At 60.3% G+C, this 11,992-nt stretch carries 10 protein-coding genes and 1 riboswitch; of the genes, 1 reads left to right on the forward strand and 9 read right to left on the reverse strand.

Going from position 1 to position 11,992, the window contains the following annotated elements; genetic code table 11:
- Positions 1–514: 514 nt before the first annotated feature.
- The 9 genes from HMPREF2565_RS11575 to HMPREF2565_RS11615 all read right to left on the reverse strand — a co-directional run bounded on the left by HMPREF2565_RS11575 (position 515) and on the right by HMPREF2565_RS11615 (position 10,124).
- The gene (locus HMPREF2565_RS11575; RefSeq protein ID WP_071407402.1) at positions 515–1,279 is read right to left on the reverse strand and encodes a hypothetical protein; all 765 of its coding nucleotides are present in this window, start codon (positions 1,277–1,279) and stop codon (positions 515–517) included.
- Between the two features lie 109 nt (positions 1,280–1,388).
- Positions 1,389–2,579 (reverse strand): elongation factor Tu, encoded by a 1,191-nt coding sequence (tuf, locus tag HMPREF2565_RS11580; protein ID WP_046648489.1) that lies wholly within the window; start codon positions 2,577–2,579, stop codon positions 1,389–1,391.
- A 362-nt stretch (positions 2,580–2,941) separates the two neighbouring features.
- Complete coding sequence (gene fusA / locus HMPREF2565_RS11585; protein WP_071407403.1) at positions 2,942–5,068, reverse strand: elongation factor G; 2,127 nt, start codon at positions 5,066–5,068, stop codon at positions 2,942–2,944.
- A 300-nt stretch (positions 5,069–5,368) separates the two neighbouring features.
- The gene (gene rpsG / locus HMPREF2565_RS11590; RefSeq protein WP_046648491.1) at positions 5,369–5,836 is read right to left on the reverse strand and encodes a 30S ribosomal protein S7; all 468 of its coding nucleotides are present in this window, start codon (positions 5,834–5,836) and stop codon (positions 5,369–5,371) included.
- Between the two features lie 6 nt (positions 5,837–5,842).
- Positions 5,843–6,214 carry a 30S ribosomal protein S12 gene (rpsL, locus tag HMPREF2565_RS11595; RefSeq protein WP_005286791.1) on the reverse strand — a complete coding sequence of 124 codons (372 nt, stop codon included), beginning with the start codon at positions 6,212–6,214 and terminating at the stop codon, positions 5,843–5,845.
- Positions 6,215–6,430: 216 nt separating this feature from the next.
- Positions 6,431–7,033 carry a nucleoside/nucleotide kinase family protein gene (locus tag HMPREF2565_RS11600; protein ID WP_071407404.1) on the reverse strand — a complete coding sequence of 201 codons (603 nt, stop codon included), beginning with the start codon at positions 7,031–7,033 and terminating at the stop codon, positions 6,431–6,433.
- Positions 7,034–7,087: 54 nt separating this feature from the next.
- Complete coding sequence (locus HMPREF2565_RS11605; protein ID WP_070821430.1) at positions 7,088–7,810, reverse strand: energy-coupling factor transporter transmembrane component T family protein; 723 nt, start codon at positions 7,808–7,810, stop codon at positions 7,088–7,090.
- Positions 7,811–7,913: 103 nt separating this feature from the next.
- Positions 7,914–9,338: an ABC transporter ATP-binding protein gene (locus HMPREF2565_RS11610; RefSeq protein WP_371326315.1), complete on the reverse strand. Its 1,425-nt coding sequence runs from the start codon at positions 9,336–9,338 to the stop codon at positions 7,914–7,916.
- A 141-nt stretch (positions 9,339–9,479) separates the two neighbouring features.
- Positions 9,480–10,124 carry an ECF transporter S component gene (locus HMPREF2565_RS11615; RefSeq protein WP_070821431.1) on the reverse strand — a complete coding sequence of 215 codons (645 nt, stop codon included), beginning with the start codon at positions 10,122–10,124 and terminating at the stop codon, positions 9,480–9,482.
- Positions 10,113–10,268: riboswitch (TPP riboswitch) on the reverse strand. Its footprint overlaps the gene before it by 12 nt.
- Positions 10,269–10,486: 218 nt before the next feature.
- Between HMPREF2565_RS11615 and HMPREF2565_RS11620 the strand changes: the two genes are divergently transcribed.
- On the forward strand, positions 10,487–11,518 hold the full coding sequence (locus HMPREF2565_RS11620) for an acyl-CoA thioester hydrolase/BAAT C-terminal domain-containing protein (protein WP_246819153.1): 1,032 nt from the start codon (positions 10,487–10,489) through the stop codon (positions 11,516–11,518).
- Positions 11,519–11,992: the final 474 nt, after the last annotated feature.

The raw sequence follows: 11,992 nt of genomic DNA on the forward strand, positions 1-11,992 counted from the left end.
CCGCCTCAACACCGGGGTCAGCTTCATCCCGCCCTGGGGTACACCAATCACGGAAATGCCGGAATACCAAGAAGCAGTCGCCAGACTCACCGCCGAGCAAGCAGGACAACCACCAGACCCGCCACCGGACAGCAGCTAACACCCCAGCCACCAAACACAAAAAGCGCCAATTACCTGCAACAAAAGCGCTCCCGATAGAAGAACCCGTCAGACAAAACATGCTGACGGGGACATCGGCGATCCCAGGTTGCGCTTCACTCGACGCCGGATACAACAGGGGCAGCCACGGCAGGATCCTTAAGCCCTTAAAGAACGAGACCCAGCAACCACAGCCAGGGTGACAGGGAACTTGGCGAACCCACGCAACGATTCAGGCGTTAACCTCACAGTTCAGTGGGCACATCGGCGATCTAACGCGCGGAGCAGCGTGCTAGCGGCTATCTGCTCGAGAAGTGCAAAAGACCTGGCGGGTTAGGCGCGTCGCGAGGATTTCGGCGGGCTGAACAGGGCCTCGCTAGTAAGGCGAGGCGGGCTCGTTCCAAGGCGCGGATTCAGCGAGAATGACCTCCTGGATACGCCCAAAGGTGTGCAGCGTGCCCCGGGAAAGGTGGACGCGAAGCGGTTCCCCGACTTCCCCGGCCTCGATGGTGTGCCACGAGAAGTCGGTACGGATAAGCTCCCGATTCTTGCGCTCCACGATGTGGAGGCCGTGGTCAAGGATGATCGTTTCGGCATCGGTACGAATGAACCACACTCGGTCCCCCACGCTGCGTCGCTTAAGGCCGGTCAGGTTGCGATGGTCTTCTCGCAAGCGTGTAACGGACTCGACGACGCCAAACCGATGCTCGAAGCCTTCGGCATCGGCAATCACGAGCGGTCGTCCTGGTCCAACGGGCCGGAGGGCTGACACTGTCCACGCCACCGGCTGGCCACGCTGCCCGTCCTTGGATATCGGTCTCACCACCGCCACAGACTCCGCCTGTCGGCTCTGCTCCACATTGCGAGGGGCCGCAGTCGTAGGGGCTAGTGTCACGCGGTGTGTGGGCGTAACGACGAGCCAGAGGCCCTCGGTGACGAGATTGACGTCGAGAGGCACAAGCGGGGGATGCACAGCCGCCATCGCCTCCAGCCGCGCGCTGAGTTCGTCGTCAGGCACGCCCCAGCCGTAGCCCTCCGCCGCCAACATGCCAAACAGGGTTCCCAGGGGAAGGTCCGGTTGGCCTTCCCACGCGGCGCGCAGTGCGGCGAGGGTGCGGTCAATGCGGGTTGGGTCGAACATAACTCTCAAGCCTAGTAGGCCCACGATCACCAAAGCCGCCCAACCCCATCAGGGATTGAGCGGCTCACAGACCTGCTAAATCAGGAAGGGCCTTAGGCCCTAGCAAGAATTAGCCCAGGATCTTGGTAACGCGGCCAGCGCCGACGGTACGGGAGCCCTCGCGGATAGCGAAGCGCAGGCCCTCGTCCATAGCGACCGGCTGGATGAGCTCTACGGACATCTCAACGTTGTCGCCCGGCATAACCATCTCGGTGCCCTCAGGCAGCTTGACGACGCCGGTAACGTCGGTGGTGCGGAAGTAGAACTGCGGACGGTAGTTGTCCATGAACGGGGTGTGGCGGCCGCCCTCTTCCTTCTTCAGGACGTAGACGGAACCCTCGAACTTGGTGTGCGGGGTGTAAGCGCCCGGCTTGATGCAAACCTGGCCACGCTCAACCTCTTCACGCTTGGTACCACGCAGAAGCAGACCACAGTTGTCGCCAGCCTCGGTGTAGTCCATCATCTTGCGGAACATCTCGATACCGGTAACGGTGGTGGACATCGACTTCTCCTTGATGCCGATGATCTCGATGTCCTCGTTGACGTTCAGGGAGCCACGCTCAACACGGCCGGTAACAACGGTACCGCGGCCGGTAATGGTGAAGATGTCCTCAATCGGCATCAGGAACGGCTTGTCCAGCTCGCGGACCGGATCCGGGATGGAGTCATCGCAAGCCTGCATCAGGTCGATAACAGACTGTACCCACTTCTCGTCGCCCTCAAGAGCCTTCAGAGCGGAAATGTGAACGATCGGAGCTTCCTCATCGTAGTCCTGCTCAGCGAGCAGCTCACGGATCTCCATCTCGACGAGCTCGATGATTTCCTCATCGTCAACCATGTCACACTTGTTCAGTGCAACGAGGATGTACGGAACGCCAACCTGGCGAGCCAGCAGAACGTGCTCGCGGGTCTGCGGCATCGGGCCATCGGTTGCAGCAACAACCAGGATAGCGCCGTCCATCTGAGCAGCACCGGTAATCATGTTCTTGATGTAGTCGGCGTGGCCCGGGGCGTCCACGTGTGCGTAGTGGCGCTTCGGGGTGGAGTACTCAACGTGGGAGATGTTGATGGTAATACCGCGCTCCTTCTCCTCAGGAGCCTTATCGATCATGTCGAAGGCGAAAGCGGTGTTCTCCTCCGGGTAAGCGTCAGCCAGAACCTTGGTGATCGCTGCGGTGGTGGTGGTCTTGCCGTGGTCGACGTGTCCGATGGTGCCGATGTTCACATGCGGCTTCGTACGCTCGAACTTCTCCTTTGCCACTGTTTGTCCTCCTGGACTCTATGGCGGCTACGTATTTCGCAGCCACGTGGTTTGTATTGCCATTGGCACTTCGAGCCGGAGCTCATAAGCGCTAATGACGCTTTCTTACGTGCCAGTTACACGATCCTAGATTTATGCCGCAGTTTTTTCAAACTGCCTAAATAGGAGGTAACCCCGCCCAACACGTGCGGACGTTGACCCTCGACAAGAATCAAATTAACGGATCCTGGGAGGGTAACGGCCGGCTCAACCCACATCATGCGTGTGCGCTCAGCCGACCGCTACCCCAAGGCGCGGAACTGGTCTTCCACTGGCGAAGACTACCAGCCCCGCATGTACGCCTTTGCGGCAGGGCCTAAAAGTTAGGCCTTGGCGCCGGTGCGCTCCTCGATGATCTCCTGTGCCACGGAGGACGGAACCTCAGCGTAGGAGTCGAAGACCATGGTGAAGTTTGCACGACCAGCGGTGGAAGAACGCAGGTCACCGATGTAGCCGAACATCTCAGACAGCGGAACCTTGGCCTTGACGACCTTGGCGCCGGAGCGGTCTTCCATAGCGAAGACCTGGCCACGACGGGAGGAGATGTCACCGTTGACGGTACCCATGTACTCCTCCGGGGTCACAACCTCAACGGCCATGATCGGCTCCAGCAGAACCGGCTTAGCCTTAGCGACGGCCTCCTTGAGGACCTGGGAGCCGGCGAGCTTGAAGGCCATCTCAGAGGAGTCAACGTCGTGGTAAGCGCCATCCTCGAGGGTGGCCTTGATGTTCACCAGCGGGAAGCCAGCGACGAAGCCGTACTGCATAGCGTCCTGGATACCAGCGTCGACGGACGGGATGTACTCCTTCGGAACGCGGCCGCCGGTGACGGAGTTCTCGAACTTGTAGGTTGCGGACTCGCCCTCTTCCAGCTCTTCCGGCTCCGGGTTGTACGGCTCGATGGTAACGATGACCTTTGCGAACTGGCCAGAACCACCGGTCTGCTTCTTGTGGGTGTATTCCAGGGACTCGACCTTCTTGCGGATGGTCTCGCGGTAAGCAACCTGCGGGTTACCGATGTTGGCCTCAACCTTGAACTCGCGCTTCATGCGGTCAACCAGAACGTCGAGGTGCAGCTCGCCCATACCGCCGATAACGGTCTGGCCGGACTCCTCGTCGAGGTGAACGGTGAAGGTCGGGTCCTCTTCGGCGAGCTTCTGGATAGCGGTACCCAGCTTCTCCTGGTCAGCCTTGGTCTTCGGCTCAATAGCAACCTGGATAACCGGATCCGGGAAGTCCATGGACTCAAGGATGATCGGGTTGTCCGGGTTACACAGGGTGTCACCGGTGGTGGTTTCCTTCAGGCCGATGAACGCGTAGATGTTACCGGCGTCGGCGTGCTCGACCGGGTTCTCCTTGTTCGCGTGCATCTGGAAGAGCTTGCCCACGCGCTCCTTCTTGTTCTTGGTGGAGTTGAGCATCTGCTCGCCCGGGATAGCCTGGCCAGAGTAGACACGCACGTAGGTGAGCTTGCCGAAGAACGGGTGCACGGCAATCTTGAAGGCCAGTGCGGAGAACGGCTCCTGGACGGAAGGCTTACGAGTCAGGGTCTCCTCACCGTCGAGGGAGGTACCGTTGACCTCGCCGATGTCCAGCGGGTTCGGGAGGTAGTCAACAATAGCGTCGAGCAGCGGCTGGACACCCTTGTTGCGGTAAGCGGTACCGCAGAGGACCGGGTAGATCTCGGAGTTCACGGTCAGCTTGCGGATAGCGCCCTTGATTTCCTCAATGGTCAGCTCTTCGCCGCCGAAGTACTTCTCCATGAGCTCTTCGTCGGACTCAGCGACGGTCTCGAGCAGCTTCTCGCGGTACTCTTCAGCCTTCTCCTGCAACTCGGCAGGGATCTCCTCGATAGTGGCTTCGGTTCCGGTTTCTACCTTGCCGCGCCAGGTCAGTGCCTGCATATTGATCAGGTCGACGACGCCATCGAAGTCGTCCTCAGCACCGATCGGCAACTGCATGACCAACGGCTTAGCACCGAGGCGATCAATGATGGTCTGGACGGTGAAGTAGAAGTCCGCGCCCATCTTGTCCATCTTGTTGACGAAGCAGATACGAGGGACGTCGTACTTAGCAGCCTGGCGCCACACCTGCTCGGACTGCGGCTCCACACCTTCCTTGCCGTCGAAGACAGCAACAGCGCCGTCGAGAACACGCAGGGAGCGCTCAACCTCAACGGTGAAGTCCACGTGGCCCGGGGTGTCAATGATGTTGATCTGGTTGTTGTTCCAGAAACAGGTCACAGCAGCGGACGTAATGGTGATGCCGCGCTCCTTCTCCTGCTCCATCCAGTCAGTGGTGGCGCCACCATCGTGGGTCTCACCGACCTTACGGTTAATACCGGTGTAGAAGAGGATGCGCTCGGTGGTAGTGGTCTTACCCGCATCGATGTGCGCCATGATGCCGATGTTGCGGACCTTGTTCAGATCCTTAAGCACTTCTTGTGCCACAGTTAATACCCCAACTTAATTGTCGTCGACGCCGACGCCAGTTATGCACTGACGAAACATAGGTGACGTCTTCATGGATAGGTCTTGGTCTATTTTGCCACGTCTGGGCTTCTACGTCAGCGTGAGACGTGGAGCCCACGCCATAAAAATGGCCCGAACAACGCTATTCAAGTTTAGGTTCCGCACTGTTTAGCGTGGAGCGCTCCGCCAAGGGGAGCGAGAACACGCAGTGTCAGCGCAGGTAAACGATAATATCGCTGTTCGAGCCATGATGCCATGTGGCGGGTTATACCGGAGGGATTACCAGCGGTAGTGAGCGAAGGCGCGGTTAGCCTCAGCCATCTTGTGAGTATCCTCACGGCGCTTCACGGAAGCACCCAGGCCGTTGGATGCATCGAGGATCTCGTTTGCGAGACGCTCGATCATGGAGTTCTCACGACGCTGACGGGTAAAGGTAACCAGCCAACGCAGAGCCAGGGTGTTGGCACGTGCCGGCTTAACCTCAACCGGAACCTGGTAGGTAGCGCCGCCCACACGACGGGAGCGAACCTCGAGGTCCGGGCGAATGTTGCCCAGGGCCTTCTCCAGGGTGCCGACCGGGTCGGTACCGGTCTTCTCACGGCAGACCTCGAGAGCGCCGTACACAATGCGCTCAGCGGTGGACTTCTTGCCGTCACGCAGGATCTTGTTCACGAGCATGGTGACCTGCTCGGAGTTGTAAACCGGGTCCTTAACTACAGGACGCTTCGGTGCAGCATTCTTACGCATTGTTGATTACTGTCCCTTCTTTGCGCCGTAGCGGGAACGAGCCTGCTTACGGTCCTTCACGCCCTGGGTATCCAGTGCGCCGCGGATAATCTTGTAGCGAACACCCGGGAGGTCCTTCACACGACCACCGCGGACGAGCACCATGGAGTGCTCCTGCAGGTTGTGGCCCTCGCCCGGAATGTAGGCGGAAACCTCGATACCGGAGGTCAGGCGCACACGGGCAACCTTACGCAGAGCCGAGTTCGGCTTCTTCGGGGTGGTGGTGTACACGCGGGTGCACACGCCACGGCGCTGCGGGGAGCCCTTCAGGGCGGCCGTAGCAACCTTGGCCTTCTTGTCGTGGCGGCCCTTGCGGACCAGCTGCTGAATAGTTGGCATAAATCTAGTCTTTCTCTATGACTTCGGCTTGAACTGACCGCTTTCACACGTCCAAACATGCAAAAATAGGGGCTCTTCTCCGGGGCCCTTCCGCATGTCCAGAACGAATCTCTCCCAGCGGATGGTTGAGATACCGATCAGACTTTTCATCTCCTATAAAGATGAAACCTTGGACAGACTACCACCACCCCTTTGATCTGCCCAAATCCCCAACCGCTAGCGCCACTCCCAGGTCAGGTCCGCCTCCACCGCGCGCTCGGCGAAGTGCTCTTTTTCCTGCCGCTCCCAGGTTTCAAACCACTCTTCATAGCCAGGGTCGCGCTCCAGGGCGCGCTCGCGGCGCTTCTCGCGTGGCCCGTCGATACGCACCGTCACCACGGAGCCGCGCTCTTTGGCGGCGGCCACGGTGGCCTCGGTGACAGAACCAACTCCTTCGACGATCAGATCATCGCGCTCATCCAGGCTCGCCCAGTCCTTCGGCGCGTTGGCATCCCAGTCCCAGCGCCAATAGCCCGGGTTATTCTCCCGCAGCACTTGCTCTGAAACCATCTCTGAACCCTCTTGCAGCCCATGCCAGCCGGGGTAGAACTCGTCAAGGTGGACTACCCGCCACCCGGTACGCTCAGCCAGCGCTGCAGAAGCCCAGGTCTTGCCGGCGCCCGAGGGGCCGTCGATAAGCACGGTGACTGGGCGCATCGGGCGCTTGCGCGACGCGGCGAGCGCCACCACATCGGCCAAGAGCCGATCCATCTCGGCGGCGTGCGTCTGGGCAGTGTCCTTACCGCTGTCCTGGTCGGCCGTGCGGTCCGCGTCCTGCATGTATTTCTTCACCACTTCTGGGTACGTCTAGCGTGCAGCTTTGAGAGAGTCGTCCTAGAGTCCGAAGAATCTCCAGGACCCACTGAGAACCGAAACTACCACCGGAAGCGCCGCAAGGCCCGTTCCCACCACCATCACCAGCCAGTCTCTGCTGGCAAGGCGGGACGGCCGCGCCCATGTGCGTTGCCCACCGCCCGGTGGGGTTCGCCCGAAACCGCGCGCCTCCATCGCCGTGGCCAGCTTGCCCCCGCGCCGCAGGGCTAGCACCAAGAGCCCGAAGGACATGGTGATGAGGTGCTTGATGCGGCCCTCGTCGGTCAGCCCACGCGCGCGCCGCGCCATGGCCAGGTACTGCCAATCGGATTTGAACAACGTCATCATGCGCACCCCGGCCACCGCACCGATGACGAAGCGGGAAGGTAGCTTGAGGATCTGGGAGAGGGCGTCGCCCAGCTCCGTCGGGTCAATATCCCGCGCCAGCACCACCATGGGCAGCGCTACCGCCAGCACGCGCATTGTGATGGCGATGGCCAGCTCCATCGAGTTATCCGTGACAGTAATCAGCCACCAGCTGAAGTACTCCCGCCCGCCCGGCGCGCCGTAGAGCAGCATCGAGATGCCAGACAATGGGGCGATAAGGAAAAGGAACCAGCCAGCTTTAAACAGGCGCGGCCACGACACCCCGCACAGGGGCGCAAAAACTGAAGTCATGGCCAACGACACTGCCGCAGAGACCCAATCCACGGAGAGCAACAGCGGGCTCACCCACACGAACATGAGGAAAATCCGGGTCAGCGGGTTCACGCCGTGCAGTAAACCTGCACGGCCAGCACGTTCGACGCGACCAGCGTCGTCCGCGTTCGCCGACGACGTAGTTGTCTCAGCCACGGCTCACCTCCACTCGGTGGTCACCCAGGGCGGAAATGAACAACGGATCATGAGTCACCGACGCAATCGTCGTCCCCTCATCCGCCATGCGCCGCAGCAACCACACCAACTCGGTGAAGGTGTGGGGGTCTTGGCCGAAGGTGGGTTCGTCGAGAAGCAGCACCTCCGGCGCCGTGACCAACGCAGTGGCCACCGACAACCGGCGCTTCTCCCCACCGGAGAGCGTAAACGGGTTGGCGTTGAGCAAATGCCCCAGGCGTAGTGCCTCCACGAGTTCCGCGATGCGCCCCTCCGGCACCTCGCGGTGCATGACACGGGGTGCCACGCGCAGCTCCTCCGCCACCGTACGGGCGACGAATTGGTGCTCGGGGTTCTGGAAGACGAAGCCAATGCGGTCCGCCAATTCCCGGGACTTCCACGTCAACGGCGAGCCTTTCAGGCCTCGGCGCACGTACTCTGCCACACCAATCTCCCCGGCCACTGCTGGAAGCAACCCCGCCACCGTCATCAGCCACGTGGTCTTGCCCGCACCATTCGGCCCGGTAATCACCGTGGACATCCCCCGGGGCAGCGCGTAGCTGCGCGGCGGCCCGAAACGGGTGACCAGGTCCGTGCTCCACAGCGCCGCCGATTCGGGTGCTCTTCCAGTGCTGCTTGGCGACGTCCCGCCAGCATCCCGCGCCCGCGGCAAACCGCTGATAGAGCGCGAAGCAACAACAGCCTCCACGGGACCGTCGGCGACGATGCGCCCATCCTTCAGCTCAATCGCACGGTCAAGCACACCCCTCCACGCCGCGTGCTGGTGTTCCACCACGATAAGGGTGGCCCCGGTGCGCTCCACCATGGTGGACACGGCCTCAATAACCTCGCGCGCGCCCTCCGGGTCGAGGTTCGCCGTCGGCTCATCGAGCAACACCATGCCCGCGCCCATGGCAATCACACCGGCTAAGGCCAAGCGTTGCTTCTGCCCTCCGGAGAGACGCTCCGTGGGAAACGACAAATCGACGTACGGCCCCACCATCTCCAGCGCCGCCGACACCCGCTGCCAGATCTCCTCGCGCGGGTAGGCCAAGTTCTCACAACCAAAGGCAACGTCATCGCCCACACGCGCGGCAATCACCTGGGAGTCCGGGTCCTGCAGCACCAGGCCCACCGGAATCGTGCGGCCAGGCGGCTCACTATGACCAGAGGCATCCTCAAGAAGAATCTCCCCCACCCGGGTGCCCTCGTCATCGCCACCCAACACGCCCGCAATGGCCGCCAGCAGCGTGGACTTCCCGGACCCGGAATCACCGCACAGCAGAACCTTCTCCCCTGGCTCAATAACCAAGTCAATATCCGCCAGCGCCGGCGCACGCCTCCCCGCATGCGTCCAGCCATAGCCGCGCGCGACAAGCTTCGTCGCGCCCGCGGACATCCCTTCTACGGAACCCACATCAGCCATCAGAATCAGCCACCAGCCACCATGCAACAGCCATTACTTCAGCTACCAGTCAATGCTCAGCATCAACAATCAACAAGCACCCACAGCAAGCAACGCACAACAAGCAACGTTTGCTTAAGCACTGCGCTGCTCTCGGCCGACCGCGAAGCGGTCCAGCGCACCGGTCTTCGCCAGCGCATTGACCACGATGTAGCCCACGGCTCCCGCCAGAATGGCGCCAGAAATGCTCAGAGTAACCAAGTAGATGATGTTGAACTGCAGGGTCTTGCCCAGGTTTCCGGAGGTAAACAGCTCCAGCACAAACGCGCCCCAGCCAGCTGCCATGCCGCCGAGCATCGCAATGCCCAGGCTAAAGCGGCGGTAGAGGAAGATAGCCAGCACAATCTCCACACCAATGCCCTGCGCGATGCCGGAGTACAACGTACTAATACCCCACTGGGAGCCCAGCACCGCCGACACGATGGCCGCCAGCAGCTCCACGTAAAGCGCTGCGCCCGGCTTGCGGATAATCAAACCGCCAACGACTCCACCAAGAAGCCAAATGCCGGTGGCAATACCACCCAACCCCGGTGTCAGCGCATCCATGGCTTGGAACCAGGCATAGCCCACCGTGTTCCACGCCAGGAACACGATTCCACACGCCACACCCAGCACGGAGGCCACCACGATGTCGACGACGCGCCAATTCAAACTGCGCGGCGCAGCAGCGCCATTCGCAGTTGCGCCATTAACAGATCCACCATGAGATACAGAGTTCATGATTCCTCCCTTTCGCCGGCATTATCCGGATCAGGTTCGACGGTTCGCCGCTGCACTGCGGCATCTCAGCCTCCTCCGGAACATCCATGCACAGCCTCAAAGGCAGAACACAGTGTGAACGAGGAAGCACCCGTGACGATGTTTAATTTGTTGTTTTATGTACAGCCGCCAGCACTAATAAGAACCGGCTCAGCACGCTCAAAAGCACTGACAGCTTAGCAAGCCGGACTATTAAGAGCACACTGCAGCCCCACTACTCCCCCATGCCACCAGCACTCCATCAAGCCAGTGCACAACATTTCGCCGGCCAAAAGCATCAGTAGACTGGAGTGACAGTCAATCACAAAGGAGCTCGCCCCTCTATGCCCTCAATCAAAGTCATCTTCAAAGCAATCGGCATACCTCTTGTGTGCATCGTTGCCCCCGCCGCCGGTGTCTGGGTAATCCGCTCCATCAACTCCAGGCGCTTTGCTGCACCCAAGCCGCCAGCAGGTGGCGATGATCGCATTCTCAAAGAAGATGGAGTTTCAAGAATTGACGGCCGCTACATGAAGGGCTTCCACCTCACGCCGCTAGCCACCGGACAGGAACAACAATCTGCACAGGCCCGCCCAGGCACCGTCATCGTATTTGGCGGCTCGGACGGCGGTGCCAACGTGGAACAGGCACGAATGCTCCGTGATGCCGGGTACGATGTGCTCGCCTTGTACTTCTTTGGTAAGCCCGGGCAAAAGGAATTCATCGACGAGGTCCCACTCGAGTTCTTTGACGAGGTCCTCGCCTACGCTGAGGAGCACGGCAACGGCAGCAGACCGCTGACTGTTATCGGTACGTCCAAGGGCGCGGAGCTTACTGGCAATCTCGCCGCCCGCTACCCGCAGATCGACAACATCGTTCTCTACACGCCTGCGCACCACACTTACGGCAGTCTGACTTACCAGCGCGGCAGCGGCTCCACGAGTAGTTTCTCCTGGCACGGTGAGCCCGTTCCTTTTGCGAAATTACAAGGAAAAGAAATGGGCAAGGTTATGCTCCGCTTCGCGCTTGGCCTGCCCGTGTCCTACCGCGCCGGCTATGAGGCCGACGCTGCTGCAGCTAGCCCCGAGTCCGCCATCAACCTGAGCAACTTCCAAGGCAACGGCCTTCTGTTCGCCGGCGCCGAGGACGCCATGTGGCAAGGCGACGTAGCCGCGGAAGCTCTGGCCGCACAAAACGAGAACCTTGAGCCCCACATCTACGAAGGCGCCGGCCACCTCTTTCACGAGAGCATCGACGAACTCATCGGCCCCTCCTGGGAAACAATGATGGGCGGCACAATCGCAGCCAACCGCGAGGCAAAGGTGGATTCCGACCGCATCCTGCTTGAACACCTCAAACAGTGGCACGCGCATTAGAACACAAACCCAGCAGGACAATGACAGCCGAGACAGACGAAGACTAAAGGCGACTTCAACAGAACACGATGCCGAGTCACGTCAAAAACATAAAGATGTACCCCGCCGCGTCCTCTGACCTACGCGACGGGGTACTTGCACACCGGCAAAGAAGCCAGTGGCCATGAGCCTCCACACGCGCAGCTTAAGGAAAGGAAAAGCTTCGGTGGAGACCCAAGACTTAATGAAATAACTAAATGTATTTCGGGAATATCAAGTAAACAAAAGTACCAAACAAATACAAGCAAGTTGAGAACTAGGGCTTGCTACCGGAGTCTTATGCCCCGGCAGCAATGCCCTACTCCATCAACTCTCAGGTTGGGTGGGAGGTTAACGCTCCTCCCTTAGCGGTGTTGTTAGAGGAAACACATCCTACGGTTCTCCTAGTTGGAGGAACCCTCGCCGGCACCCGGTGCACAAGCATCAGCCAACAGG

The sequence above is a fragment of the Corynebacterium sp. HMSC072A04 genome, assembly GCF_001809235.1.
Lineage (GTDB): Bacteria > Actinomycetota > Actinomycetes > Mycobacteriales > Mycobacteriaceae > Corynebacterium > Corynebacterium hiratae.